Raw genomic sequence first — 26,320 nt, forward strand, 5'->3', positions numbered from 1 at the left:
TCGGCGGGCCCGTGATCGTGCACTGCCTCACCGAGAAGGGCCGCGGCTACCAGCCCGCCCTCCAGGACGAGGCGGACCGCTTCCACGCCGTGGGCAAGATCCACCCCGACACCGGTCTGCCGATCGCCAGCTCCGGCCTCGACTGGACCTCCGTCTTCGGCGAGGAGATGGTCAAGCTCGGCGAGGAGCGCCCCGACGTCGTGGCCATCACCGCGGCCATGCTCCAGCCCGTGGGCCTCGACAAGTTCGCCAAGGCGTTCCCCGACCGCGTCTACGACGTGGGGATCGCCGAGCAGCACGGCGCGGTCTCCGCGGCCGGGCTCGCCACCGGCGGCGTCCACCCGGTGTTCGCGGTGTACGCCACCTTCCTCAACCGCGCCTTCGACCAGGTGCTGATGGACGTGGCCCTGCACGACTGCGGCGTCACCTTCGTGCTGGACCGCGCCGGCGTCACCGGCACCGACGGCGCCTCCCACAACGGCATGTGGGACATGTCCATCCTCCAGGTCGTCCCCGGTCTGCGCATCGCCGCACCGCGCGACGCCGACCAGGTCCGCGCCCAGCTCCGCGAGGCCGTCAGCGTCGACGACGCCCCCACCGTGGTCCGCTTCTCCAAGGGCGCGGTCGGCCCGTCGGTCAAGGCCGTCGGACGGATCGGCGGCATGGACGTGCTCCGCGAGCCCGGCACCGACCGGCCCGACGTGCTCCTGGTCTCCGTCGGCGCGCTCGCCCCGATGTGCCTGGAGGCCGCCGACCTGCTCGACGCGCAGGGCATCTCCACCACCGTCGTCGACCCCCGCTGGGTCAAGCCCGTCGACGAGGCCCTCGCCCCGCTCGCGGACACCCATCGCGTCGTCGTCACCGTCGAGGACAACGTCCGCGCCGGCGGCGTCGGCTCCGCGGTCGCCCAGTCGCTGCGCGACGCCGGCGTCGACGTGCCGCTGCGCGACTTCGGCATCCCGGCGCGCTTCCTCGACCACGCCTCGCGCGCCGAGGTGATGGCGGAGATCGGCCTGACCGCCCCGGACATCGCCCGCCAGGTCACCGGCCTCGTCTCCCGGCTCGACGGCCGCTTCGGGGACACCACCAGCGAGGCCGTGGAGCCCGTCCGCGACTGATCCCGCTCAGGGCCGTGCGGCCCGCCGCCGGACACGGGCCGGAAGGACACCCTGGACGGGTGGACCTTCCGGCCCATTCGCGTGAAACCCACCCGTATGGACCCCTGCGGCCCGCACCGCTTCCCGATCATGTCGGGACGACGAGTGTGGAGGTCCACGGTGAGCACAGAGACAGGCCCCGAGTCCAGGACGAGCGCCTTCCGTACGAAGAGCGTCGAGCAGTCCATCCGGGACACGGAGGAGCCGGAGCACGCACTCAAGAAGTCCCTCTCCGCACTGGACCTCACGGTCTTCGGCGTCGGCGTCATCATCGGCACCGGCATCTTCGTCCTCACCGGCGCCGTCGCCAAGGAGAACGCCGGACCGGCCACCGCCCTCGCCTTCGTCGTCGCCAGCGCCGTGTGCGGGCTCGCGGCGCTGTGCTACGCCGAGTTCGCCTCCACCGTCCCCGTCGCCGGCTCCGCGTACACCTTCGCGTACGCCTCCCTCGGCGAACTTCCGGCCTGGATCATCGGCTGGGACCTGGTCCTCGAATTCGCCCTCGGCACGGCCGTCGTCGCCGTCGGCTGGTCCGGCTACCTGCGCTCCCTGATCGACAACGTCGGCTGGCACCTGCCCCCCGAGCTCTCCGGTACGAACGACGTCACCGGCTTCGGCTTCGACCTGCTGGCGTTCCTGCTGGTCCTGGCGCTCACCGTGGTCCTCGTCATCGGAATGAAGCTGTCCGCCCAGGTCACCTCGCTGATCGTCGCCGTCAAGGTCGTCGTGGTGCTCATCGTGATCGTCGCCGGCGCGTTCTTCGTCAAGGCGTCCAACTACGACCCGTTCATCCCGCCGTCGGTCCCGGCGACCGGCGAGTCCGGGCTCCAGCAGCCGCTGGTCCAGGTGCTGTTCGGCTACGCGCCCACCAACTTCGGCGTGATGGGCATCTTCACCGCCGCGTCCATCGTCTTCTTCGCCTTCATCGGCTTCGACGTGGTCGCCACGGCGGCGGAGGAGACCAAGCTCCCGCAGCGCGACATGCCGCGCGGCATCCTCGGCTCGCTGTTCATCTGCACGGTGCTCTACGTCGCGGTGTCGATCGTGGTCACCGGCATGCAGAAGTACACCGAACTGTCCATCGACGCACCGCTCGCCGACGCGTTCAAGGCCACCGGGCACCCCTGGTACGCGGGCGTCATCAGCTTCGGCGCGGTCATCGGCCTGATGTCCGTGTGCCTGATCATGCTGCTGGGGCAGACCCGGGTGTTCTTCGCGATGAGCCGAGACGGGCTGCTGCCGCGGTTCTTCTCCGTCACGCATCCGCGCTTTCGCACGCCCTACCGGGCGACGGTGCTCCTGGGCGTGGTGATCGCGATCATCGCCGGCTTCACCAACATCGAGGAACTCGCGGTCCTGGTGAACATCGGCACGCTGTTCGCGTTCGTGGTCGTGGCCCTCGGCGTGATCTTCCTGCGCCGCACCCGCCCCGACCTCCCGCGCGCCTTCAGCGCCCCCCTGGTGCCCTGGCTCCCGATCGCCTCGGTGGCCGCGTCGCTCTGGCTGATGCTCAACCTGCCGACGGAGACGTGGCTGCGGTTCGGGGTGTGGATGGCGCTGGGGGTGGTGGTGTATTACGCGTACGGCCGCAGCCACAGCCGCGTGGGCCGCGCAGAGCGCGGCGACGACCTGGGCGCGTAGGGGGTCGCCCCGCGCCTTCGCCGTGCGGCGGGCGTTGGGGGGCGTCTGCGGCCCGTGTGCGCCGGAGGGCGTGGGATGCCTCCGGGCCCCTGGACACGCGCGCCGTAGCCCTGCGGGTGCGTTGGTTTCCGCGGGCCGTTGGTGGTTTGTCGCGCAGTTCCCCGCGCCCCTGATGTGCTTCCCCCACCCTTCGGCTGCGGGCCAAAGTGCCCGACAACCCGCAGTCGAACGACGGCAGGTGCATTGAGGGGCGCGGGGAACTGCGCGATCAGCCATGCATGGTCCGCAGGGACCAACGCACCCCGGGGCTACGGCGCGCGTGTCCAGGGGCGCTGAAGGTGCCCCGTGTTCGCAGGGCACAGGAGGCGGAACCGGGGCGCCGGGAAGGCGCGCGGCGCTCAGGGGGCGTACACCGTGCGGGGGCCCAGGTGCGTCGCGCCCGTCACGGCCACGCGGGCGCGCAAGCCGCGGTCCGCCGTGACCACCGCGCACGCGCGTCCCTCGCGCCCCGCCTCCGACGCCAGCTCCGCGATCAGGTCGTCGCCGCTGCCGGACGCCTCCTCGATCCGTACGCCGTCCACGGGCGTCACGCCCCGCGCCGCGCCCTCCACCACCAGGACCACCTCCAGGGGCCCCGGCAGGCCGGGGACGCCCGCGGCGGCGAGCGGGGCAAGCCGGTCCCGCAGCCGGCCGGCTGCGGCGCGACGGTCGCGCCACCAGCCGTCGGGCACGGAGCCCACGACGTTCGCACCGTCGACGATCAACAGGGTCCGCATCGTCGTCTCCTCGTCGAGGGAAGGGGGCCGTACGGAACGATTCCGTACGGCCCCCTTCGTACACCACGTCAGGCGGGGACGCTCGCCACCCCGTTCGCGAGGAACGGCTTGCCGTTCACCCGCTCCGAGACGCCCTCACGGTCCAGGTACGGCGTGATGCCGCCCAGGTGGAAGGGCCAGCCCGCGCCGGTGATCAGGCAGAGGTCGACGTCCTGCGCCTCGGCCACGACGCCCTCGTCCAGCATCAGGCCGATCTCCTGCGCCACGGCCTCCAGCACCCGTGCCCGCACCTGCTCCTCGGTCAGGACGGCGTCGCCCTGCACCAGCAGCGCGGCGACCTCGGGGTCCAGCTCCGGCCTACCGGAGTCGTACACGTAGAAGCCCCGCTTGCCCGCCTCGACGACCGCCGCCAGGTTCGGCGAGACCGTGAAGCGGTCCGGGAAGGCGCGGTTCAGGGTCTCGGAGACGTGCAGCCCGATCGCCGGACCCACCAGCTCCAGCAGCACCAGCGGAGACATCGGCAGGCCCAGCGGCTCGACCGCCTTCTCCGCCACCGCCACCGGGGTGCCCTCGTCGATCACGTTCTGGATCTCGCCCATGAAGCGGGTCAGGATCCGGTTCACGACGAACGCCGGGGCGTCCTTCACCAGCACCGCGGTCTTCTTCAGCTTCTTCGCCACCCCGAAGGCGGTGGCGAGGGAGGCGTCGTCCGTCTTCTCCCCGCGGACGATCTCCAACAGCGGCAGCACCGCGACCGGGTTGAAGAAGTGGAAGCCGACGACCCGCTCGGGGTGCTTCAGCTTCGAGGCCATCTCGCTCACCGAGAGCGAGGAGGTGTTGGTGGCCAGGATCGCGTGCGCCGGCGCGACCGCCTCGACCTCCGCGAACACCTGCTGCTTGACGCCCATCTCCTCGAAGACGGCCTCGATGACGAAGTCCGCGTCGGCGAAGCCCGCCGCCTTGTCCAGCACACCGGTCACCAGCCCCTTGAGGCGGTTGGCCTTGTCCTGGTTGATCCGGCCCTTGCCGAGCAGCTTGTCGACCTCGCCGTGGACGTACGCCACGCCCTTGTCGATGCGCTCCTGGTCGATGTCGGTCAGCACGACCGGCACTTCGAGGCGGCGCAGGAACAGCAGCGCGAGCTGCGAGGCCATCAGGCCCGCGCCGACGACGCCGACCTTGGTGACCGGGCGGGCCAGGTTCTTGTCCGGCGCGCCCACCGGCCGCTTGCCGCGCTTCTGCACCAGGTTGAAGGCGTAGATGCCGCTGCGCAGTTCGCCGCCCATGATCAGGTCGGCCAGCGCCCGGTCCTCGGCGTCGAAACCGGCCTGGAGGTCGCCGTCCTTGGCCGCGGCGACGATGTCCAGCGCGCGGTACGCGGCCGGGGCGGCGCCGTGCACCTTGGTGTCGGCGATCGCCCGGCCGCGCGCCACGGCGGCGTCCCAGGCCGCACCGCGGTCGACCTCGGCGCGCTCCACCGCGGTGGCGCCGGTGAGCACGGACGCGGTCCACAGCAGCGACTGCTCCAGGAAGTCCGCGCCCTCGAAGACGGCGTCGGCGATCCCCAGGTCGTGGACCTGCTGGCCCTTCAACTGGCGGTTCTGGTTGAGCGAGTTCTCGATGATCACGGACACGGCGCGGTCCGCGCCGATCAGGTTCGGCAGCAGCGCGCAGCCGCCCCAGCCGGGCACCAGACCGAGGAAGACCTCGGGCAGCGAGAAGGCCGGGATCGCCCGCGAGACGGTGCGGTACGTGCAGTGCAGACCGACCTCGACGCCGCCGCCCATCGCCGCGCCGTTGTAGTACGCGAAGCTGGGCACCGCGAGGGAGGCCAGGCGCTTGAAGACGTCGTGACCGCTCCTGGCGATGGCGAGCGCGTCCTCGTGGCGGGCGACCCGCTCCACGCCCTTGAGGTCGGCTCCGACGGCGAAGATGAACGGCTTGCCGGTGATGCCGACGCCGACGATCGAGCCCTCGGCCGCCTCCCGCTCGACCTGGTCGAGCGCGGCGTCCAGGTTGGCCAGCGACTGCGGGCCGAAGGTGGTCGGCTTGGTGTGGTCCAGGCCGTTGTCCAGGGTGATCAGCGCGAACCGGCCGGCCCCCGGCAGGTCCAGATGACGTACGTGCGCGCTGGTGACGACCTCGTCCGGGAAGAGTTCGGCCGCACCCTTCAGCAGTTCAGCGGTGGTGCTCACTTGTCCCCCTCGAAGTGCGGGTTCTCCCAGATGACGGTCGCGCCCATGCCGAAGCCGACGCACATGGTGGTGAGGCCGTAGCGGACCTCGGGCTGAGCCTCGAACTGGCGGGCGAGCTGGGTCATCAGCCGGACGCCGGAGGAGGCCAGCGGGTGGCCGTAGGCGATGGCCCCGCCGTACTGGTTGACCCGCGGGTCGTCGTCCGCGATGCCGTAGTGCTCCAGGAAGGCGAGCACCTGGACGGCGAACGCCTCGTTGATCTCGAACAGGCCGATGTCCTCGATGGACAGGCCCGCCTGGGCCAGCGCCTTCTCGGTCGCCGGGATCGGTCCGTACCCCATGACCTCCGGCTCGACGCCGGCGAAGGAGTACGCCACCAGGCGCATCTTGACCGGGAGGCCGTTCTCGCGCGCGAAGTCCTCGGAGGCGATGACGGCGGCGGTGGCGCCGTCGTTCAGCCCGGCGGCATTGCCGGCGGTGACCCGGCCGTGGGTGCGGAAGGGGGTCTTCAGCCCGGCGAGGTTCTCCATCGTGGTGCCGGGCCGCATCGGCTCGTCCTGGGTGGCCAGGCCCCAGCCGGTCTCCCCGCCTTCGGGGGTGGTGCGGCGGATCGCGATCGGCACCAGGTCCTGCTGGATCGTGCCGTCGGCGTACGCCTTGGCCGCCTTCTCCTGGGAGCGGACGGCGTACTCGTCGGCGCGCTCCTTGGTGATGGAGGGGTAGCGGTCGTGGAGGTTCTCCGCGGTCATGCCCATGAAGAGGGCGGACTCGTCGACCAGCTTCTCGCTGACGAAGCGGGGGTTGGGGTCGACGCCCTCGCCCATCGGGTGGCGGCCCATGTGCTCCACGCCGCCGGCGATGACCACGTCGTACGCCCCGAAGGCGATCGAGCCGGCGGTCGTCGTCACGGCCGTCAGCGCACCGGCGCACATCCGGTCCACCGAGTAGCCGGGGACGGACTGCGGCAGACCCGCGAGGATGCCGGCGGTACGGCCGATGGTCAGGCCCTGGTCGCCGATCTGGGTGGTCGCGGCGATGGCGACCTCGTCGATCTTCGCGGGGTCGAGGGCCGGGTTGCGGCGCAGCAGCTCCCGGATCGCCTTGACGACGAGATCGTCGGCGCGGGTCTCGTGGTAGATGCCCTTCGGGCCCGCCTTGCCGAACGGGGTGCGGACGCCGTCGACGAAGACGACGTCCCTGACGGTACGAGGCACGATGGCTCTCCTCCAGGGTGCGGGATGGCACTGCTGCGGGGCGCGTGCCGAGCGTGGCTAAGCGCGCGCTTCCTCCTCATGCTACTTACGGGTAACCCTAGTGCCCACCCCTCACGCGTCGAGCGGCGAACGTCACACCCCCGCGGACGCGCTGGCGGGACGTGGTGAGTGCGGGCTCCCGTGCCATCTGTGCCATCTGGACGTGCTCGCCGTGGCCCCTGCGGGCGGTATGGGCCCGTCCTGCGGGCGGTGGGGATGCCCACGGGCCCCAGAACGCCCGGTAGGGCGCTCCAGGGGCGTGGGGAACTGCGCGACAAGCCACCCACCGGCCGGTGGGGACCCGCACTCCCGCGGGGGCACGGCGGGTGCATCAGGGGCGGGGCGCCCCGCGCACGTTCGGCGCGGGGCTACTTCGGGGTGGACAGGGCGCGGGAGAGCGGGGGGGCGACCAGCGCCGCCTGCCACGCCCGTGCCCCCAGCAGCCGCAGCGCGGACGTCACCGACTCCGGCGAGCGATCAGCCGGCGGCTCCCAGCAGATCCGCCGCACCGTGTCCGGCGAGATCAGGTTCTCCTGGGGCAGGTGCAGCTCCTCCGCCAGCGCCGAGACCGCCGCCCGCGCAGCGGACAGCCGGGCCGCTGCGACGGGGTCCTTGTCCGCCCAGGCGCGCGGCGGCGGCGGTCCGTTCAGCGGCTGCCCCTGCTGCGGCAGCTCCAAGTCCGGCAGCGCCTTCGCCCGGTCGATCGCCGACTGCCACTGTTCCAACTGCCGACGGCCCATCCGGTGGCTGAAACCGGTCAGTCCGCTCAGCGCGTGGACGTGCGCCGGCAGGGCCAGCGCCGCCTCGACGATCGCGGCGTCGCTCAGCACCTTGCCCGGCGAGACGTCCCGCCGCTGGGCGATCATGTCGCGCGTGGTCCACAGCTCCCGTACGACCGCCATCTGCCGGCGTCGGCGCACCTTGTGCATGCCGGAGGTGCGGCGCCAGGGGTCCTTGCGGGGCGCGGGCGGCGGGGCGGAGGCGATCGACTCGAACTCCTGGTGCGCCCACTCCAGCTTCCCCTGCCGGTCCAGCTCCATCTCCAGGGCGTCCCGCAGGTCGATCAGGAGCTCCACGTCGAGTGCGGCGTACCGCAGCCAGGGCTCGGGGAGCGGGCGGGTGGACCAGTCGACGGCGGAGTGGCCCTTCTCCAGCGCGTAGCCGAGGACGGACTCGACCATCGCGCCCAGGCCGACCCGCGGGAACCCGGCGAGCCGACCGGCCAGCTCCGTGTCGAAGAGCCGGCTGGGAACCATGCCTATCTCCCGGAGGCAGGGCAGGTCCTGCGTCGCGGCGTGCAAGATCCACTCGGTGTCGCCGAGCGTGCTGCCGAGGACGGAGAGGTCGGGGCAGCCGACGGGGTCGATCAGCGCGCTGCCGGCGCCCTCGCGGCGCAGCTGGACCAGATAGGCCCGCTGACCGTAGCGGTACCCGGAGGCCCGCTCGGCGTCCACCGCGACCGGGCCGCTGCCCGCCCCGAAGGCGGCGACGACCTGGGCGAGCGCCTGGGTGTCGGCGACCACGGGCGGAATGCCCTCACGGGGCTCCAACAGGGGGATCGGGGCCTCTTCGGCTGCGACGCCGGCGTCCGGGGGAGCGCCCCCGGCGGTTCGCAGTGCGGTCTCTGCTGCGGTGTTTCGGGCGTCGGTCACGTGTCAAGGGTATCCGTGAACGGCGTGCGCCTGTCGACGGAAACGATCCGTCGACAGGCGCACGGGGGAAGCGCGGGGGAGCGGGCGGGTCAGTGGATGATGCCGGTGCGCAGCGCCACCGCGACCATGCCCGCCCGGTCACCGGTGCCGAGCTTGCGCGCGATGCGCGCGAGGTGGCTCTTGACGGTCAGCGCGGACAGGCCCATGGAGACGCCGATGGCCTTGTTCGACTGGCCCTCCGCCACCAGCCGCAGGACCTCGACCTCGCGGCCCGACAGCTCCCGGTAGCCGCCCGGGTGGCTCGGGGCGCCCGGGGGACGGCGGTGGCCCAGCCTGGCGGCTGCGGACCCGATGGGGGCTGCGCCCGGGCGGGTCGGGTGGCCGATGTTCGTACGGGTGCCGGTGACGACGTAGCCCTTGACCCCGCCCGCGAGGGCGTTGCGCACGGCGCCGATGTCGTCGGCCGCGGAGAGCGCGAGACCGTTCGGCCAGCCCGCGGCGCGGGTCTCCGACAGCAGGGTCAGCCCCGAGCCGTCGGGCAGGTGGACGTCGGCCACGCAGATGTCGCGGGGGTTGGCGATGCGGGGGCGGGCCTCCGCGATGGACGACGCCTCGATGACGTCCCGTACGCCGAGGGCCCACAGGTGGCGGGTGACGGTGGAGCGGACGCGCGGGTCGGCCACCACGACCATGGCCGTCGGCTTGTTCGGACGGTAGGCGACCAGACTTGCGGGCTGCTCAAGAAGGACGGACACCGGGCTCCTCCTGGGGGGAAGGTGCGGGGACGGGGCCGGCTCGGGGATGAAGCCGGGGCGTTCCGTGAAGGTAGGGTCACTGACCTCTTCGGCAGCCCGACGGGCGTCCTTTAGGGAATGATCACGATTTGGTGAGTAACAATTAGTGCAATTCGGACGCGTGATCGATCATCCTACGAGTGAGCTGACGGTCCGTCGGGTGGCGGTTCGGGCAGTGCGGGATGGACGGCCCACCGCGGCCCTGACAGCGGTGCGGCCCGGGACCAGTGTCCCGGGCCGCACGAGGCGCCGCGCACCGCGTGCGCGGGCGGGCATCAGCGGTGCTGCGGTCCCCGCCGCTGCGGAAGCGTCACCACGCCGGTCGCCATGTCCGCCGCCCCCACCGGCGCCGGCGGCAGCCCCGCGATCTGACACAGCAGGTCACACCAGGCGGCGAGGTGCGCCGCCGCGTCCGGTGTCCCGCAGTGCGCCTCCCTCGGGGTCCACGAGGCGCGGATCTCGATCTGCGTCGCCGGGCGCCGCTGGGCGAGTCCACCGAAATAGTGAGAGCTCGCCCGGGTGACGGTGCCGCTCGGCTCCCCGTACGACAGGCCGCGCGCCTCCAGCGCACCCGTCAACCACGACCAGCACACCTCCGGCAGCAGCGGATCCGCCGCCATCTCCGGCTCCAACTCCGCCCGCACCAGGGTCACCAGACGGAAGGTGCCCTGCCAGGCTTCGTGTCCGTCGGGGTCGTGCAACAGCACCAGCCGGCCGTCCGCCAGGTCCTCGCCGTCCTCGACGACCGCCGCCTCCACGGCGTACGCGTGCGGGGCGAGCCGCTGCGGGGGGCGGGCCGGGTCGAGTTCGACCTCGGGGCGCAGCCGCGCGGTCCGTAGCGCTTCGACCGCCAGCCGGAACGCCCGGGGGACGGCGTTCTGCTCGGCGCCCGACGACGAGTCGGCGCTCCCTGGAGGTCCAGCATGTTCAGCATGATCGGAAAAACGTCCCTGAGCCGCAGCCATGCGGGGAAGACTAGGCGGAACGGGGCGTGCGTGCAGGGAAGGACACCCCGCACCCGACGGCCGCTTTCCGGGCACGTGCGAAGATTTGGGCGTGAGCGCCAACGACCGCCCCTCGGGCCCCCAGCCGAAGACGCACGACTCCGCCTTCCTGAAGGCGTGCCGACGAGAGCCGGTGCCCCACACCCCGGTGTGGTTCATGCGCCAGGCCGGGCGCTCGCTGCCCGAGTACCTCAAGGTGCGCGAGGGCATCCCGATGCTGGAGTCCTGCATGCGGCCGGAGCTGGTCAAGGAGATCACGCTCCAGCCGGTGCGGCGCCACGGGGTCGACGCGGCGATCTTCTTCAGCGACATCGTCGTCCCGCTCAAGGCCATCGGCGTCGACCTCGACATCAAGCCGGGCGTCGGGCCGGTCGTCGCCCAGCCGATCCGCAGCCGCGCCGACCTGGACCGGCTGCGGGAGCTCACCCCGGACGACGTCCGGTACGTCACCGAGGCGATCGGGCTGCTGACCGACGAACTGGGCGCCACCCCGCTGATCGGCTTCGCCGGCGCGCCCTTCACGCTCGCCAGCTACCTCGTCGAGGGCGGCCCCTCGCGCAACCACGAGCACACCAAGGCGCTGATGTACGGCGACCCGGAGCTGTGGGCGGACCTGCTGGACCGGCTCGCCGAGATCACCTCCGCGTTCTTGAAGGTGCAGATCGAGGCGGGGGCGAGCGCGGTCCAGCTCTTCGACTCCTGGGTCGGCGCGCTCGCCCCGGCGGACTACCGGCGCTCCGTGATGCCGGCGTCCACGAAGGTCTTCGACTCCGTCGCCGGCTACGGAGTGCCCCGCATCCACTTCGGCGTGGGCACCGGTGAACTCCTCGGCCTCCTCGGCGAGGCCGGCGCGGACGTGGTCGGCGTCGACTGGCGCGTCCCCCTCGACGAGGCGGCCCGCCGCGTGGGGCCGGGCAAGGCGCTCCAGGGCAACCTCGACCCCGCGGTCCTGTTCGCGCCGACGGCGGCGGTGGAGGAGAAGACGCGGGAGGTGCTGACTGCGGCGGAGGGGCTGGAGGGGCACGTGTTCAACCTGGGCCACGGTGTCCTCCCGACGATGAACCCGGACGCGCTGACCCGCCTGGTGGACTTCGTCCACACGCAGACGTCGGGCGGCCCGACCCCCGCGTGACGCCCTGCGGCGCGCTCTCGACCGTTTTCGCCGTAGCCCTGCGGGTGCGTTGCCCTGCGGCCCGGTGGGGCGTGTTCGCGCAGTTCCCCGCGCCCCTAGGGCCTGTCTTACGGATCTTGCTGGGCTCGCGTGCCCTGGCACCATGCCTCTCCACGTTGTCGTCGGTCGCCAATGCTCCGCATTGGCTCCCTCCTCCGCCTTGAGATCCACGGCACCAGACCCCGCTCCCTGATCCAGCCTGATCCGTAAGACAGGCCCTAGAAACCTCCGCCGTCGACCGGCCGTGGGTTGCCAGACACTCCGGCCCGCACACAACGGACGGGGAAAGCCAATCAGGGGCGCGGGGAACTGCGCGAACAGCCCCCGCCGGGCCGCAGGGACCAACGCACCCGCAGGGGCGCGGCGGAAACGTCAGGGGCGTTCGGAGAGGCGCTTCGTGGCGCGGCGGGCCGCCACCAGGACCGGGTCCCAGACCGGGGAGAAGGGCGGGGCGTAGCCGAGGTCGAGCGCGGTCATCTGCTCGACGGTCATCCCCGCCGTCAACGCCACCGCCGCGATGTCGACCCGCTTCGCCGCACCCTCGCGGCCCACGATCTGGAGGCCCAGCAGCCGCCCCGTGCGGCGCTCCGCGATGATCTTGACGGTCATCAGGCCGGCGTCGGGGTAGTAGCCGGCGCGCGCGGTGGACTCGACGGTGGCGGTGACGTACTGGAGGCCCACCGCGGACGCGTCCTTCTCCCGCAGTCCGGTGCGGGCGATCTCCAGGTCGCAGACCTTGCTGACGGCGGTGCCGACGACGCCGGGGAAGGTGCCGTAGCCGCCGCCCACGTTCGCGCCGATGATCTGGCCGTGCTTGTTGGCGTGGGTGCCCAGCGGGACGTGCCGCTCGCGCCCCGAGACCAGGTCCAGCACCTCCACGCAGTCGCCGCCGGCCCAGATCGCGTCCTGTCCGCGCACCCGCATCGACAGGTCGGTGAGCAGCCCGCCGTACGCGCCGAGCGGCAGCCCCGCCGCGCGGGCCAGTTCCGTCTCCGGCTCGACGCCGATGCCCAGCACCACCACGTCCGCCGGGTACTCGGCGTCCGCGGTGGTGACCGCGCGCACCCGGCCGTCGGGGCCGGTCAGCACCGCGGTGACCTCGGCACGGTCGACGGTGGTGATGCCGAGCCAGTCCATCGCCGTGTGCACCAGCCGGCCCATGTCGGGATCGAGCGTGGCCATCGGCTGTTCGCCGCGGTTCAGGACGGTGACCTCGAAGCCGCGGTTGAGCATCGCCTCCGCCATCTCGACGCCGATGTAGCCGGCGCCCACGACCACCGCGCGGCGGCCCTCGGTGGCCCCGATCGTGTCGAGGAGCGCCTGGCCGTCGTCGAGGGTCTGGACGCCGTGGACCCCGGGCGCGTCGATGCCGGGGATCGGCGGGCGGATCGGGCGGGCACCGGTCGCGACGACGAGCTTGTCGTACCCCGTCCAGACCTCCGCGCCGCTCTCCAGGTCGCGCGAGCGGACCCGGCCGCGGGCGGTGTCGACCTCGGTGACCTCGGTGCGCATCCGCAGGTCGATCGCGCGCTCGCGGTGCTCGGCGGGCGTACGGGCGATCAGGTCGTCGCGCTCGGCGACCTGGCCGCCGATCCAGTACGGGATGCCGCACGCCGAGAAGGAGCTGAAGTGGCCGCGTTCGAACGCGACGATCTCCAGCTCCTCCGGCGAGCGGAACCTGCGTGCCTGCGACGCGGCCGACATGCCCGCCGCGTCGCCCCCGATGACCACCAGTCGCTCTGCTGTCATGGCCCCTACGCTACGGGGAGGGCGAGGTCAGCCCTCCTCACCCCCGTCCCCCGCGGGCGGCTCGGGCCGCCGCGGCAGCAGGGGGCGCACCAGCCAGCGCCAGACCGCGTACACCGCACCGGCCGCCACGGCGAACGGCAGCAGGGCGCTGAGCACGATGCCGATCCAGAGCGCCGTCGACTTCAGGGCCTCCCAGCTGCCGCCGAGGGCGTCCAGCAGGCCCGGGTCGCCGTCGTCGCCCTCCTCGTCTTCCTTCTTCGCGGGGGCGGAGACGTCGAGGGTGATCGTCGACAGCGACGTCCGGTCCTTCAGCGACGACCGCCGGGCCAACAGCGACTCCAGGTCCGCTTGGCGCCGGCCCAGTTCGGCCTCCAGCGTGACCACGTCGGACAGCTTCTCCGCGCGGTCCATCAGCTCCCGCACCCGCGCCACGCTCGCCCGCTGGGAGGCGATCCGGCTCTCCACGTCCACCACCTGGTCGGTGACGTCCTCGGCGCTCGCCGTGCGGGAGAGCACCTCGCCGCCCTTCTCCAACTGCGCCAGGGCGTCCGCGTACTTCTCCTGCGGCACCCGCAGCACCAGCCGCGAGGTGAGCCCGGTGGCGTCACCGCCGTGCGCCTGCTCGGTGGTCTCCTCGGAGACGAAGCCGCCCGCCCCCTCCACGACCCGGCGGGCGTGCGCCACGGCCCGCGCCGGGTCCTTCGCCGCCAGCCGCAGCTCCGCGGTGCGCACGACGTACGACGTCACCGGCGGGGCCGAGGCGCCCGCGCCCTTGCCGCCGTCCCGCGCGTCCGGCGTCGTGGACCCGTCCCCGGGGCGCGACCCGTCCGCGCGCGCCGCCTCGGGCGCCTTGGCGCCCGCCTTCTCGTCCGTCTCGGCCGCGGCGCGCTGCGCGCTCCCGCTGCTCTTGTCGCCGGAGTCGTCCTCCGCGCTGCACCCCGTCACCGCGACGCCCGCCGCGATGACCAGTGCAGCGAGCACCCGTCGTGCCCGCATGTCCGCCCCCATGTTCCGTCGTCCGCCTTCCGCCGTCGTCCGGTCGGGTTTCGGCCAACCGACGGATGTCAGCCGGTCGTTGCCCGATGCTCCTTGGACGTGCGAAGAGGCCCGAAACGTTTGCGCGGACCGGTTCCGAACCGGTCACGTTCAGGACTCGGAACGGGGTCTGAGACAGTGGAGCCATGTCTTCCCAGCATGTGGACACCGCACCCGGGTCGGGACCGCCCGCCCGTCACGTCGTCGTCATCGGAGGCGGCATCTCCGGGCTCGCCGCCGCCCATCGGCTGGTCACCGCGGGGGCCCGGGTGACCCTGCTGGAGGCCGGCGGCCGGCTCGGCGGCAAGCTCCACCGCGGCGAGATCGCCGGCGCCCCGGTCGACCTGGGCGCCGAGTCGATGCTGGCGCGCCGCCCCGAGGCCGTCGACCTGGCCCGCGCCGTCGGACTCGGCGACCGGCTCCAGCCGCCCGCCACCAGCACCGCGTCCATCTGGACCCGCGGCACGCTGCGGCCCATGCCGCGCGGCCACGTGATGGGCGTTCCCGCCACCCCCGACGCCCTCGCCGGACTCCTCTCCGACGAAGGCGTCGCCCGGATCGCCCGGGAGCCCGAACTCGCCCCGGCCGACCTCGGCGACGACGTCGCCATCGGGCAGTACGTCGCCGACCGCTTCGGCCGCGAGGTCGTCGACCGGCTCGTCGAACCGCTGCTCGGCGGGGTCTACGCCGGCGACTCGTACCGCATTTCGATGCGGGCGGCCGTCCCCCGGCTCTTCGAAGCCGCCCGGCAGCACCCCTCGCTCCTGGACGCCGTGCGCGAGGTCCAGGCCGAGGCACGGGCACAGCAGCAGGGCGGGCCCGTCTTCCTCGGCATCGACGGCGGCGTCGGCACCCTGCCGCTCGCCGTCGCGGAAGCGGTCCGCGCCGCCGGGGGCGAGCTGCGCACCGGGACGCGCGTCCTCGGCCTGGCCCGCGCGGGCGCCGACGGCTGGCGGGTGCGCACCGACAGCGACCGCCTCACCGCGGACGCCGTGATCATCGCCACCCCCGCCTGGTCGGCCGCCGAACTGCTCTCCGGCGAGTCCCCGGCCGCCGCCACCGAGCTGGGCTCCATCGAGTACGCCTCGATGTCCCTGGTCACCCTGGCCTTCCGCCGCTCCGAGCTGGGCGCGCTGCCCGCCGGCAGCGGTTTCCTCGTGCCGACCGTCGACGGCCGGTCGATCAAGGCGTCCACCTTCTCCAGCCAGAAGTGGCAGTGGGTGGCTGACGGCCCGGCCGACCTCTTCGTGCTGCGGACCTCCCTCGGGCGGTACGGCGAGGAGGAGCACCTGCACCGCGAGGACGCCGAGCTCGTCGAGGCGTCCCTGCGGGACCTGGGCGACGCCGTCGGGCTCGCCGCCCGGCCGGTGGCCACCGAGGTCACCCGCTGGATCGGCGGCCTGCCGCAGTACCCCGTCGGCCATGCCGCGCGCACCGCCCGGATCCGCGCCGAGGTCGCCAAACTGCCGGGCCTGCGGGTCTGCGGCGCGGCGTACGACGGCGTCGGCATCCCCGCCTGCATCGCCGACGGACAGCGTGCCGCGGACGAGGTCCTCCAGCAGGACCACCCTGCTGACGGACGCGGATCGGGACGCGGGACAATGGCCTCATGAGTGCGCCAGAAAAGATTCCGAACGCGGGCAAGAAGGCCAAGGACCTCAACGAGGTCATCCGGTACACGCTGTGGTCGGTCTTCAAGCTGCGCGACGTGCTGCCCGAGGACCGCACCGGCTACGCCGACGAGGTCCAGGACCTGTTCGACCAGCTCGCCGCCAAGGACGTCACGATCCGCGGCACGTACGACCTCTCCGGGCTGCGCGCCGAGGCCGACCTCATGATCTGGTGGCACGCCGAGACCGCGGACCAGCTCCAGGAGGCGTACAACCTCTTCCGTCGCACCCGCCTCGGGCGCGCGATGGAGCCCGTCTGGTCGAACATGGCGCTGCACCGCCCCGCCGAGTTCAACAAGTCGCACATCCCGGCGTTCCTCGCCGACGAGACCGCGCGCGACTACGTCAGCGTGTATCCCTTCGTGCGCTCGTACGACTGGTACCTGCTCCCCGACGAGGAGCGCCGCCGGATGCTCGCCGAGCACGGCAAGATGGCCCGTGGCTACCCGGACGTGCGCGCCAACACGGTTGCGTCGTTCTCCCTCGGGGACTACGAGTGGATCCTCGCCTTCGAGGCGGACGAACTGCACCGCATCGTCGACCTGATGCGCCATCTGCGCGCCTCGGACGCCCGGATGCACGTCCGTGAGGAGATCCCGTTCTTCACCGGGCGGAGGAAGTCCGTGGCCGAGCTGGTGGCGGGCCTTGCGTAGTCCTCGGCCGGGGGTCCGGGGGTTGTCCCCCGGGGGATGCAGCACGGGGCGTCGGAAGTCCGTGGCCGACTTGGTGGCGGGACTGGCGTAATCTTCGGGCTGCGGCCCGGGGATTCCCCGGGCGGTGATGTGGTGGCGGAACCGGACTGCGGTCCCGCCACCGGGACCCGGAAGATCAGACGGTGGTGCGCGGCAGCACGGGCTGCGGCGCGCTCCGGTCCAGCGACACCGGGTCGGGCTCCGGGTGCGGCGCGCACGACGCGCGCCGCACCGGCGCCTCGCCGCGCAGGAGGTAGTCCTCCAGGTAGGCGTGGACGCAGTCGTTCGGTCCACCGCCGATGCCGTGGGTGCCGGCGTCCTCCTCCGTGATCAGCACGGCGCCCTTGAGCCGCCGGGCCAACTCCTTCGCCCCCGCGTAGGGCGTCGCCGCGTCCCGCTCCGCGGCCAGGATCAGCACGGGCGGTAGCTGGCCCCAGCGGGTGCGCACCTGAAGCGGCTGCTGCCGGGGCGCGGACCAGAAGGCGCACGGCAGGTTCAGCCAGGCGTTGTCCCAGGTCTCGAACGGCGCCCTGCGCGCCAGTTCGGTGTTGTCGCGGTCCCAGACCTCCCACTGCGTGGGCCAGGGCGCGTCGTTGCACTCCACGGCCGTGTACACCGCGTTCGCGTTCTCCGCCGCCTTCGCCTGCTCGCGCCGCGGCGCGGCCTGCGCGATCAGCGGTTCGTCGTTGCCGCGCAGGTACTCGGAGAGCGCGGTGGCGCGCGGCACCCAGTAGTCGTCGTAGTAGCCGGCGCCCAGGAACGCCGACTGGAGTTGGCCGGGGCCCACCACCCCGCCCGCGGGCTCCTCGGCGAGCTTCGTCTTCGCCTCCTCGTAGCGCTCGGCGACCTCCTCGGGCGTGCTGCCCAGGCCGAAGTCGGCGTCGTGCCGGGCGACCCACGCCCGGAAGTCCGCCCAGCGGCGCTCGAACGCCAGCGACTGGTCGAGGTTGTTGCGGTACCAGATCTTCTCCCGGGCCGGGTGCACCGCCGAGTCGAAGACCATGCGCCGTACGTGCGAGGGGTACAGGGTCGCGTACAGCGCACCGATGTAGGTGCCGTACGAGGCGCCCATGAAGGTCAGCCGCTCCTCGCCGAGCGCCGCGCGCAGCACGTCGAGGTCCCGGGCGTTGTTGAGGGACGTGTAGTGCCGCAGGGCGTCACCGGTCCTGCGCGCGCAGCCGTCCGCGTACGTCCGCGCCTCGGCGATCCGCTCCCGCTTGAACGCCTCCGACGGGACCGTGGGGGAGTCCGTCGGCGCTTTCACGTGGTCCTCGGGGTCCTGGCAGGACAGCGGCGCGGAGCGGCCGACGCCCCGCGGCGCGTAGCCGACCAGGTCGTACGCGCGGGCGAGCCGCCGCCACTTCGGCAGTTCCGCGTACAGCGGGAAGTGCATGCTGGACGCGCCGGGGCCGCCGGGGTTGTAGACCAGGGAACCCTGGTGCTCGGTGGTCTCGCCGGCGGCCCGCGCCCGGCTGACGGTCAGTCGGAGCGTCCGGCCGTCGGGCCGTGCGTAGTCCAACGGCACCTCGACCGTGCCGCAGGAGACGGAGGACGGCAGCGACTCCTCCTTCGGACAGGTGCCGAAGGAGACGCCGGCCGCCGCGGCGCGTTCGGCGGCGACCGCCGTGCCGCGGGACTCGGCGTCGGGCGGGGCCTCGCGGCCGGGGGTCAGGCCGTCGGCGGTCGGCACGGCGAGTGCGGAGACCACCAGCGAGCCGAGTCCGGCCACGAGTCCGTACGCCAACCCTGCTCTCGTCACGTTCCGTTCCCTTCGTGCGGACGGCAGTGCAGTCCAGGGATTTTTCGGGGAATGTGTCGAGCTGTAAAGCACCATTGTGCGGGTGTCGCAGCCAATGCCTCCTATGCGCCGTACGCCCGCCGTGCGCGCCCGTCAGCCGCCGCCCCCGCCTCCGCAGCCACCACCGCCACCTCCCCCACCACAGCCTCCGCCGCCTCCTCCTCCACCGCCGCCGTCGCCGCCCCCGCCTCCGCAGCCACCGCTCATGCCGCAGCCGGAACCGCCGCCCCAGCCGCCCGCGTCGCCACCGCACCAACTCGCCCCGGCCGAAGGGGTGACGGAATCGACGGAGGACGAGACGGGGCCCGCGGTCACGACGGCGAGCGGAGCCGCCGCCGCGGTGGCCATCAGCACCCGCACGTCGGGGTCGGGCACCATGCGCGGGCCGAGGAGCGCCACCCGCACCGTGGTGGCCCGCGTGGCGCTGTGCGCCTTGCGGTACTTCCGCAGCGCGGCCCGGCCCGGACCGGTCACCCGGCGCCGTACGCGCCGGTGGACCACGCCCGCGATCAGCGCGCCCACGAGCAACTGCGGCAGCACGGACAGCACGACCGACTCGTCCGGCAGCGTGACGAAGGTGACGGCGACGGCCACGACGAGGCCGAGCAGGCACCCGACCCACTGGATCCGGGCCCATCGGCCCACGACCCGGCGCTGCCACGAGGGCCGGACCATCAGCCCCTGGTCGGCGAGCCGATGGCCGATCTCCTGCACCACGGGCACCGTGACCGCCGCGTTCCGCACGGTCTTCAGCTCGCCGTGGTCGTACTGCCGGGCGACGTCCAGGACGCCCTGCTGCACGGCGCCGCGACCGCGGGAGCCGCGGACCGTGACGACGCCGGGGCCCGAGACCCGCGCCGGTCCGGTGATGTCGAGCTTCCCGTCCTCGTTGAGGCCGGCGAAGGCCGTGTCCACGACGCGCGGCGGGCCGCCGCTGAGGAACGCCGCCTCGTACGCGTCGCGGACGGTACCGGCGCCGCCGCGGGGCGCCCGCGGCGCACGTACGGAGATCGCCGCGGCGACCAGGACGACGGTGAGGCCGCCGACGAGTCCGTAGAGGACGAGGGCGAGCGTGGGATGGTCGTTCATGATTCCCCCCTGGGTGGCGCAGCGCCGCCGCGCCCGACGAACCGTCAGTGTGTGAAGCGCTGCCGGGGCTGCCCCCGACCCTTCCCACCCCCTCCCGAGGGATCCTCGACGCCGTGGCGCCGCTACGGATCAGCCGCCGCAGCCTCCACATCCGCCGCAGCCGCCGCCTCCGCAGCCGCCTCCGTCGCCCCCGCAACTGCCGCCGCCCCCGCTGCAGCTCGAACCGCCCTTCTTGTCCTCGCTGCCGCCGCAGCTCGTCGTCTCGCCCGAGCCGCACCACGCGGCCTGCTGTGAGCCGTCGGCGGCCATGGCCGCGGGGGCGGCGACCGCGACGAACGCCACCGCGGCCGCGGCCACCATCAGCTTCTGGACCGCGGGGTCCTCGATGCCCTTCTTCAGGCCCTTCACCACCACGAGGCCCGCGGGGGACTCCGTCTTCTCGTTCCGCACCCGGTGGTCGGCGAGCGCCTTGAGACCGGCCTTGGTGGTGCGGCTGCGGACCTTGCGCCGGACGATCCCCGCGATGACCGCGCCCACCAGGAGCAGCGGGCCGACGTGGAGGACGAACGGTCCGGTCACGCCCGGCACGTCGTAGTCGTAGTTCGCCGCGGTGAGCGCGAAGGAGGCGAACAGGGCGAACAAGAACACCGTCTTCTGCGTCAGTGCCCAGTACCGCAACGTCCGGCGGTCCCGGGTGGGCGTGACCATCAGTCCCTGTCCCGCGAGCCGGTGCCCCAGCGACTGGACCGTGGCCGAGCCGGCGGCCCTGTGCCGCAGCGTGGACAGCGAGCCGTTCGGTGCGTTCTCGGCGGCGTCCAGCACCGCCTGCTCCACCGCGTCGCGGGCCTCGGCCCGTACGACCGAGACGATGCCGGGGTCCGCCAGCCGGACCCGTTCGTCGGCGATCAGCTCGACCAGCGCGGCGTCCACGACGCGCAGCGGGCCGCCGCTGAGGAACGCCGCCTCGTACACGTCGTCGACCCGGGCGTCCTTGACTTCGACCGTGGTCATGCCCCGCCGGCGCTGGCGGCGGGACACCGACGCCTCGACGAGCAACCAGACGGTGAGGACCCCCACGACGACGTTCACCAGCACGGCGACGGTGCTCAGCTCCACGACTACCTCCCCACGAGTGCGGCCCGGGCCGCACGGACGATGCGGGCGGCGCGGCGCGGACGACGCGCCCCGGTCCGCTCCTGCCACCAACGCGACAGCTGCCGGCGGGCCCGCTCGTCCTCGGGACGGCCGGCGACCAGCAACTGCTCGACGAAGTCCAGCGCGTCCCGACGGTACCCCGCGCGCATCGGACGCTTCGCGGCGTACGCGAGGAAGGCGGCGCGGTACCCGTCGCCGAGGATCTCCGGCAGCTCCGGCGCGATCTTCGCCACGACCTGCGCCCGCTTGACGGTCAACGCACGGCTCTGCACCCGCAGTCGGCGCTGGTCGAACTCCTCCGGCGCGGGCGTCCCGGCGACCAGCGCGGACAGCAGCGCGGCCTGGGAGATCGCCAGCCGCTCCCGGGCGGGCTCCGTCGCCCCGTGAGGCTCCGCACCCTGCTCCGCGGGCGCGCGGCCCTCGGCGGCAGCGGCCTCCGGCTGGGGGCGGGCCGAACCCAGCACCGTGCGGATCGCGGTCAGCTCCGCCGCCAACTCCTCCTGCGGCGGGAAGTCGTCGTCCCGCTCCAGCAGCACCCCCGGCGGCGCCACCCGCGACACCAGCTCGCGCAGCACGTCGAGCACGGGCTCGGGGACGGGGTGGGCGTGGGTGTCGTGCCAGACTCCGTCCCGCTCCACGCCGCCGGCGACGTGCACGTACGCGATCGCCTCCACGGGCAGCTCGGCCAGGGCCTTCACGGGGTCCTCGCCGCGGTTGACGTGGTTGGTGTGGAGGTTCGCCACGTCGATCAGCAGCCGCACCCCGGTCCGCTCCACCAGCTCCGCCAGGAACTGCCCCTCCGACATCTCCTCGCCGGGCCAGGCGATGAGGGCCGCGATGTTCTCCAGCGCGAGCGGTACGGGCAACTGGTCCTGCGCGATGCGGACGTTCTCGCACAGCACGGCCAGCGCGTCGCGGGTGCGCGGCACCGGCAGCAGGTGGCCGGCCTCCAGCAGCGGGGACGCGGTGCGCGCGCCGCCCGCCCGGACGAACGCGATGTGCTCGGTCACCAGCGGCGCCTCCAGGGCGACGGCGCGCTCCGCGAGGTCCTTCAGCTTCTGCTCGCCGGGACGGTCCGCGCCGCCCAGGCCCAGGGACACGCCGTGCGGGACGATCGTGGTCCCGCGGGCCCGCAGCCGGGTGAGGGACGCGGGCAGATGGCCGGGGCACACGTTCTCCGCGACGACTTCGACCCAGTCGACACCGCTGAGGTGCTCCACCGCCTCCGCGATCTCCGGTCGCCAGCCGATCCCGGTGCCGAGCGTGCTGTGTCGCATCGTTCCTCCCCCTGGTGACTGCGCCGTGCGACGGTGCGTGCAGGGGTCATGGCCCCGTGGTCCGGCGGTGAATCCCCGAAGAGGGACGTTCAGAGGAGGATTTGAGGTTCCCGCCGAGCGCGGTCAATTCCGCGCTGGTTCAGGACGGCGCGGGCGCGAGCGTGGCGGGAGCCTCAACGAGTTCGTCGGTCAACGGTGCGCCGGACGGCGCCGGGCGGTCGGTGTTGACGGCCGTGGGCGCCCCGGGCCCGGTCGACGGACGGGAGGTGAAGGTGTCGCCCCCGGTCGGCTGCGCCGCGTCCGGGGCCGCCGGCACGCCGCCGTCGGGCGGCGGCGGACCGGTCGGGCTCGCGGTCGTGCCGTCCGCCGCCTCGCCCGCGATCGCGCCGAAGTCCACCAGGCCCGTGGCCTCCAGCATGGTGATGTGGTCCAGCACGGTCTGGTTGGCGTCCGTCGCCAACTGGCGGATCAGGGAGTTGCGGGTGGTGTGCCGGACCTGGGCGATCAGGGCGAACACCTTGCCGTGCGCGTTGCGCAGCAGGTTCGCGAACTTCCACTCGTACTCCCGGCCGCTGGCCGCGGACAGCTCCCGCAACCAGCCCTGCTGCTGCTCGTTCGGCTGGTTCGGCAGCGCGACCCCGAGCTTGGCCGCCACGTCACGGGCGCGCGCGTCCAGGTCGGTGTGGCCGACGACGAGGTGGTCACCCGCGTCCCGGATGGCCCGGGTCGGCGCCCGCTCGACGGCCTGCTGGCCCGCGGGCAGCTCCCACAGGCCGGCGAGGCGGACCTTCACCAGGAAGTCGCGGTCGGTGGCGGACAGCGGCCCGTACGGGGTCGCCACGGTGGCGGCGGCCAGCTTGTCCTGCCCGGTGCCCGACCGGTCCGCGTACGACCACACCGGGAACGCCAGCGCCCCCGCCGTGGCGAGCAGGGCAGCGATGATCAGGGCCGTTCCGTTGACGCGCCGCTGCAAGGTGCCTCCCGAGCCGATGTGCCCCCGGCGCGCACGACCGCCGGACCGGCCGCCGCACCGAATCCGGACTCGTTGGCTGCGTCGGCTTCGTCGGTGCCACGGCAGGGAGAGGTACGCACACGGGCCGGCCGGCGTTCAACGGTCGCGGCCCGGCGTCAGCGGGGAGCGAGCCGGGCCCGTAGGGCGTGATGGTCGGCGACCACCGTGCAGGAGCCGGCCGCGATCTCCGTGAACCCGGCGTCCCGCACGACCGGGAGGCCGCTCGCGACGAGCGCGTCCCACTGTCCGGGCTCCGCCGTCCGCACCGCGAGGGCGAACCCGGACGCGGCCCACGCCGTGCGCTCCGCACCGCTCAGCTCCCACCAGGCGAGCTGGGCGCCGTGCCCGGACTGTGCCATGGCCTTGCCCGCCGACATGTCGAGCCCGGGGCTCAGCCACAGCACCGGCGCACCGGGGGCGGGCGCGGCCGGCGGCTCGGGGTCCGTGAGGTCGGTCCCGGACACCTGGAGCCGCGCCAGGTCCTTCGGCCAGCCGTCGAGCGGTACGGGCGGACAGACCCGGACCTCCGCGGTCGCGCCGCTCACCGTGATGCCCGGCAGCGCCGAGGCCCGCCGCCACTCGGCGCCGCGCGCCCGACGGACCACCTTGCGGATCCGTGCGTCCTGCCAGTCCCGTACCGCCCCCGCCCACTCCCCGTCGCCGAGGGACCGCTCGTCGGCCAGGAGCGTCAGCACCGCGCGGGCGGCTGTCTCCAGGGCGTCCGTACGGGCCGGGGGAGCGGCCTTCTCGATGCGGGCGACCATCGGCAGCAGGAACTGCGGCGCCGCGTCACGGTCGGCGCTGGCCGTACTGGCTGCGGTGGTGGTGCTGTGGGGCTCGGGGCTGAGGGCTTCGCTGCTCACCCCGCCCAGTGTGCCAGCAGGCCACGATCGGTGATTCTTTGGTCAAACAGGGCCGTCTGGGTGAGGATGCACCCCATGAAAAGCGACCTCTTCGCCTCCGAGAACATGGCCCAGCCGGCGTCCGCCCCGGGCATGTTCCAGCAGAACGCCAAGTCCATCAAGTACGTCGTCAACGGTGAGATGTACGCCCGGCAGGGCTCGATGGTCGCCTACCGCGGCAACCTCCAGTTCGAGCGGAAGGGCCAGGGCCTGGGCGGCATGCTGAAGCGCGCCGTCACCGGCGAGGGACTGGCGCTGATGACGGTGAGCGGGCAGGGCGAGGTGTGGTTCGCCCACGAGGCCGCGAACTGCTTCATCGTCGAGATCGAGCAGAGCGACTCGCTGACCATCAACGGTCGCAACGTGCTCTGCTTCGACCCGACGCTCTCCTACGAGATCAAGACGGTCAAGGGCGTCGGCGCGGCCGGCGGCGGGCTGTTCAACAGCGTCTTCTCCGGATACGGCAAGCTCGCCGTCATCTGCGAGGGCACTCCGATCGTGATACCGGTCTCCGGCCAGCAGCCCGTGTACGTCGACACGGACGCGGTCGTCGGCTGGAGCGCCAGTCTCCAGACCTCGCTGCACCGCTCCCAGTCCGTCGGCTCGATGATCCGCGGCGGCTCCGGCGAAGCGGTCCAACTGGTCCTCCAGGGCGAGGGCTTCGTCATCGTCCGCCCCAGCGAAGTGGTCCCCACCAAGTCGGGCAGCTGATGTTAGAAGGCGTGGGCCGGCGCTACGGCGTCCGGGGGCCGTGGGTGCTGCGCGGGGTCGACCTCGCGCTGCCCGCGGCCACCCTGACCCGGATCGTCGGCACGAACGGCACCGGCAAGTCCACGCTGCTGCGGTTGCTCGCCGGGATCGACGCGCCGACCGAGGGCCGGGTCACGGCCCGGCCGCGCACCGCGTACGTACCGGAGCGCTTCCCGCCCGCCCTCCCCTTCACCGCGCTCGACTACCTGACGCGGCTGGGCCGCGTGCACGGCCTGACCCGGGCGGCGGCCCGTCGGCGCGCCACGGGCTGGCTGGCCCGGCTCGGCGCGGCCGAGCACGCCCGTACACCGCTCGCCGAACTCTCCAAGGGCACCAGCCAGAAGGTCGCCGTCGCCCAGGCGTTGCTCGCCGAGCCGGAGCTGCTCGTCCTCGACGAGGCGTGGACGGGGCTCGACACCGGCGCCCGCGCGGAGTTCGACCGCGCCGTGGCCGAGCGGACCGCCGACGGGGGCGCCGTGGTCTTCGTCGACCACGACCCGCAACGGCTCGCGGGGCGCGCGGACGCGGTGTACGAGGTGGCCGGCGGGACCCTCGTCACCCGGCCCGACCTGCGAGGGCCCGCGGCGGACCGTGGTGGCCGGGTGCGGATCGTGGCGTCCGGGGCGGGCGGCCCCCTTCCCGAAGGGCTGCCCGGCGCGCCCCGCCGGGAGCCGGGACCGGACGGCGCCACCGTACTGACCGTGCCGGCCGCGCACGGCGACGATCTGCTGCGCGCGCTGCTGGGGGCGGTTCCGCCGTGGCACATCCGGCACGTCGCCCCCGTCGAACCCGTGGCGGCGCCGGAGGACGGTGACCGGTGACCGCGCTGATCGGCTACCAGACCGCCCTGCTGCTGGGCTCCCAGCGCTGGCTCGCCCCGCTCGTGCTGTACGCGGTCCTCATCGCGGACGGCGTGCTGTCCGGTCGCCCCCTGGAGTCCCTGGGGTACGCAGCGGCGGCCCTGCTCCCCGTCACCGCGTGGCTCGTCCGGCTCTGCGCCAACCAGGAGCCGGCCGCGGCGCGCGACGTCGTGGCCGCGCCGAGCGGTCCGGCCCGTGCGCACGCGGCGGCGCTGCTGGCGGCGACGGGCTGCGCGGGGGTGCTGGGCGTCCTCGGGACCGCGGCGGTCCTCCTCGGCAAGGCCGCGGATCCGCCGCGCGGGCCCACGGTTCCGCTGGCGGAGGCGGCTGTCGCGGGGCTGCTCGCGGCGGCGGCGTGCGCCGTGACGGGTGCGGCGATCGGGGCGGTGTGCACACGGCCGGTGCTGCGGCACGCGGGCTGGTCGTGGGCGGCGACGGCGCTGTTGTCGCTCCTGGCGCTGGTGGTTCCGTACTCGCCGGCGAACCGTGCGGTGTTCGACATGGTGGACGCGTCGGGCGCCTCGGCACCGCTGCCGGTGCTCCCCCTGGCGGCAGCGACGCTCCTCGCCTGCGCGGCGCTCGCCCTGACGTCCCACGTCACCCGCATCGGCGACCGTTAGCACGTCGAGCCGCTTGGCCACACTCGCCGTAGCCCGGCGGGCGCGTTGGTCTCTGCGACCCGGTGGGG

22 protein-coding genes are annotated in these 26,320 nt (G+C 73.5%); 8 read left to right on the forward strand and 14 right to left on the reverse strand.

Annotated features, from left to right (window positions below):
• Positions 1-1,118, forward strand: a 1,118-nt coding sequence (locus tag AB0E05_RS32365) for a transketolase C-terminal domain-containing protein (RefSeq protein ID WP_361970430.1), incomplete at its 5' end; no start/stop codon positions are given.
• Positions 1,119-1,277: 159 nt separating this feature from the next.
• Positions 1,278-2,798, forward strand: a complete 1,521-nt coding sequence (locus tag AB0E05_RS32370; protein ID WP_361970432.1) for an amino acid permease — start codon at positions 1,278-1,280, stop codon at positions 2,796-2,798.
• 398 nt (positions 2,799-3,196) lie between these two features.
• Here AB0E05_RS32370 and AB0E05_RS32375 read toward each other — a convergent pair whose 3' ends face one another.
• The 6 genes from AB0E05_RS32375 to AB0E05_RS32400 form a co-directional block, all read right to left on the reverse strand.
• Positions 3,197-3,574 (reverse strand): NTP pyrophosphohydrolase, encoded by a 378-nt coding sequence (locus tag AB0E05_RS32375; protein WP_361970434.1) that lies wholly within the window; start codon positions 3,572-3,574, stop codon positions 3,197-3,199.
• Positions 3,575-3,642: 68 nt separating this feature from the next.
• Positions 3,643-5,769, reverse strand: a complete 2,127-nt coding sequence (locus AB0E05_RS32380) for a 3-hydroxyacyl-CoA dehydrogenase NAD-binding domain-containing protein (RefSeq protein ID WP_361970436.1) — start codon at positions 5,767-5,769, stop codon at positions 3,643-3,645.
• Positions 5,766-6,983, reverse strand: coding sequence for an acetyl-CoA C-acyltransferase (locus tag AB0E05_RS32385; protein WP_361970437.1), 1,218 nt, complete (start codon positions 6,981-6,983; stop codon positions 5,766-5,768). The genes AB0E05_RS32380 and AB0E05_RS32385 overlap by 4 nt, the downstream gene beginning before the upstream one ends.
• 407 nt (positions 6,984-7,390) lie before the next feature.
• Positions 7,391-8,674, reverse strand: coding sequence for a ribonuclease D (locus AB0E05_RS32390; protein ID WP_361970439.1), 1,284 nt, complete (start codon positions 8,672-8,674; stop codon positions 7,391-7,393).
• Between the two features lie 89 nt (positions 8,675-8,763).
• Positions 8,764-9,429 (reverse strand): response regulator transcription factor, encoded by a 666-nt coding sequence (locus AB0E05_RS32395; protein WP_361970441.1) that lies wholly within the window; start codon positions 9,427-9,429, stop codon positions 8,764-8,766.
• 314 nt (positions 9,430-9,743) lie between these two features.
• Positions 9,744-10,433, reverse strand: a complete 690-nt coding sequence (locus tag AB0E05_RS32400; RefSeq protein ID WP_361970443.1) for a DUF3000 domain-containing protein — start codon at positions 10,431-10,433, stop codon at positions 9,744-9,746.
• A gap of 91 nt (positions 10,434-10,524) precedes the next feature.
• Between AB0E05_RS32400 and hemE the strand changes: the two genes are divergently transcribed.
• The gene (gene hemE / locus AB0E05_RS32405) at positions 10,525-11,604 is read left to right on the forward strand and encodes a uroporphyrinogen decarboxylase (protein ID WP_361970445.1); all 1,080 of its coding nucleotides are present in this window, start codon (positions 10,525-10,527) and stop codon (positions 11,602-11,604) included.
• A 411-nt stretch (positions 11,605-12,015) separates the two neighbouring features.
• Here hemE and AB0E05_RS32410 read toward each other — a convergent pair whose 3' ends face one another.
• Together AB0E05_RS32410 and AB0E05_RS32415 are read right to left on the reverse strand one after the other, a co-directional pair.
• Entirely contained in the window at positions 12,016-13,392 is a 1,377-nt protein-coding gene (locus AB0E05_RS32410; protein ID WP_361970446.1) for an FAD-dependent oxidoreductase, read from the reverse strand.
• Positions 13,393-13,419: 27 nt separating this feature from the next.
• Positions 13,420-14,388 carry a DUF4349 domain-containing protein gene (locus AB0E05_RS32415; protein WP_361970448.1) on the reverse strand — a complete coding sequence of 323 codons (969 nt, stop codon included), beginning with the start codon at positions 14,386-14,388 and terminating at the stop codon, positions 13,420-13,422.
• Between the two features lie 185 nt (positions 14,389-14,573).
• Between AB0E05_RS32415 and hemG the strand changes: the two genes are divergently transcribed.
• Complete coding sequence (gene hemG / locus AB0E05_RS32420) at positions 14,574-16,040, forward strand: protoporphyrinogen oxidase (RefSeq protein WP_361970450.1); 1,467 nt, start codon at positions 14,574-14,576, stop codon at positions 16,038-16,040.
• Positions 16,037-16,750 carry a hydrogen peroxide-dependent heme synthase gene (gene hemQ / locus AB0E05_RS32425; RefSeq protein ID WP_361970452.1) on the forward strand — a complete coding sequence of 238 codons (714 nt, stop codon included), beginning with the start codon at positions 16,037-16,039 and terminating at the stop codon, positions 16,748-16,750. Before hemG ends, hemQ begins: the two co-directional genes overlap by 4 nt.
• Before the next feature lie 175 nt (positions 16,751-16,925).
• On the opposite strand, the gene AB0E05_RS32430 is transcribed toward hemQ, so the two are convergent.
• The 6 genes from AB0E05_RS32430 to AB0E05_RS32455 form a co-directional block, all read right to left on the reverse strand.
• Positions 16,926-18,548: an alpha/beta hydrolase gene (locus AB0E05_RS32430; protein WP_361970454.1), complete on the reverse strand. Its 1,623-nt coding sequence runs from the start codon at positions 18,546-18,548 to the stop codon at positions 16,926-16,928.
• A 132-nt stretch (positions 18,549-18,680) separates the two neighbouring features.
• Entirely contained in the window at positions 18,681-19,676 is a 996-nt protein-coding gene (locus AB0E05_RS32435) for a TIGR04222 domain-containing membrane protein (protein WP_361970456.1), read from the reverse strand.
• Between the two features lie 129 nt (positions 19,677-19,805).
• On the reverse strand, positions 19,806-20,792 hold the full coding sequence (locus AB0E05_RS32440; RefSeq protein WP_361970458.1) for a TIGR04222 domain-containing membrane protein: 987 nt from the start codon (positions 20,790-20,792) through the stop codon (positions 19,806-19,808).
• Between the two features lie 2 nt (positions 20,793-20,794).
• Positions 20,795-22,108 carry a DUF692 domain-containing protein gene (locus tag AB0E05_RS32445; RefSeq protein WP_361970460.1) on the reverse strand — a complete coding sequence of 438 codons (1,314 nt, stop codon included), beginning with the start codon at positions 22,106-22,108 and terminating at the stop codon, positions 20,795-20,797.
• A 139-nt stretch (positions 22,109-22,247) separates the two neighbouring features.
• Positions 22,248-23,081 (reverse strand): DUF4142 domain-containing protein, encoded by an 834-nt coding sequence (locus AB0E05_RS32450; RefSeq protein WP_361970461.1) that lies wholly within the window; start codon positions 23,079-23,081, stop codon positions 22,248-22,250.
• Positions 23,082-23,236: 155 nt separating this feature from the next.
• Positions 23,237-23,893 (reverse strand): peptidyl-tRNA hydrolase, encoded by a 657-nt coding sequence (locus AB0E05_RS32455; protein WP_361970523.1) that lies wholly within the window; start codon positions 23,891-23,893, stop codon positions 23,237-23,239.
• Between the two features lie 165 nt (positions 23,894-24,058).
• Between AB0E05_RS32455 and AB0E05_RS32460 the strand changes: the two genes are divergently transcribed.
• The 3 genes from AB0E05_RS32460 to AB0E05_RS32470 are packed head-to-tail and all read left to right on the forward strand — an operon-like array spanning position 24,059 to position 26,252.
• The gene (locus AB0E05_RS32460; RefSeq protein ID WP_361970463.1) at positions 24,059-24,733 is read left to right on the forward strand and encodes an AIM24 family protein; all 675 of its coding nucleotides are present in this window, start codon (positions 24,059-24,061) and stop codon (positions 24,731-24,733) included.
• Positions 24,733-25,593 (forward strand): ATP-binding cassette domain-containing protein, encoded by an 861-nt coding sequence (locus AB0E05_RS32465; RefSeq protein ID WP_361970465.1) that lies wholly within the window; start codon positions 24,733-24,735, stop codon positions 25,591-25,593. Before AB0E05_RS32460 ends, AB0E05_RS32465 begins: the two co-directional genes overlap by 1 nt.
• Positions 25,590-26,252 (forward strand): ABC transporter, encoded by a 663-nt coding sequence (locus AB0E05_RS32470; RefSeq protein ID WP_361970467.1) that lies wholly within the window; start codon positions 25,590-25,592, stop codon positions 26,250-26,252. The genes AB0E05_RS32465 and AB0E05_RS32470 overlap by 4 nt, the downstream gene beginning before the upstream one ends.
• Positions 26,253-26,320: the final 68 nt, after the last annotated feature.

Source organism: Streptomyces sp. NPDC048057 (assembly GCF_040653095.1).
In the GTDB taxonomy this organism is placed as follows: domain Bacteria; phylum Actinomycetota; class Actinomycetes; order Streptomycetales; family Streptomycetaceae; genus Streptomyces.

What these genes read in the sequence shown, in the direction of transcription:
- AB0E05_RS32375 (WP_361970434.1), bottom strand. Translation starts at nt 3,574, where the DNA reads ATGCGGACCCTGTTGATCGTCGACGGTGCGAACGTCGTGGGCTCCGTG.
- AB0E05_RS32400 (WP_361970443.1), bottom strand. Translation starts at nt 10,433, where the DNA reads ATGGCTGCGGCTCAGGGACGTTTTTCCGATCATGCTGAACATGCTGGA.
- AB0E05_RS32410 (WP_361970446.1), bottom strand. Translation starts at nt 13,392, where the DNA reads ATGACAGCAGAGCGACTGGTGGTCATCGGGGGCGACGCGGCGGGCATG.
- AB0E05_RS32415 (WP_361970448.1), bottom strand. Translation starts at nt 14,388, where the DNA reads ATGCGGGCACGACGGGTGCTCGCTGCACTGGTCATCGCGGCGGGCGTC.
- hemG (WP_361970450.1), top strand. Translation starts at nt 14,574, where the DNA reads ATGTCTTCCCAGCATGTGGACACCGCACCCGGGTCGGGACCGCCCGCC.
- hemQ (WP_361970452.1), top strand. Translation starts at nt 16,037, where the DNA reads ATGAGTGCGCCAGAAAAGATTCCGAACGCGGGCAAGAAGGCCAAGGAC.
- AB0E05_RS32435 (WP_361970456.1), bottom strand. Translation starts at nt 19,676, where the DNA reads ATGAACGACCATCCCACGCTCGCCCTCGTCCTCTACGGACTCGTCGGC.
- AB0E05_RS32445 (WP_361970460.1), bottom strand. Translation starts at nt 22,108, where the DNA reads ATGCGACACAGCACGCTCGGCACCGGGATCGGCTGGCGACCGGAGATC.
- AB0E05_RS32460 (WP_361970463.1), top strand. Translation starts at nt 24,059, where the DNA reads ATGAAAAGCGACCTCTTCGCCTCCGAGAACATGGCCCAGCCGGCGTCC.
- AB0E05_RS32465 (WP_361970465.1), top strand. Translation starts at nt 24,733, where the DNA reads ATGTTAGAAGGCGTGGGCCGGCGCTACGGCGTCCGGGGGCCGTGGGTG.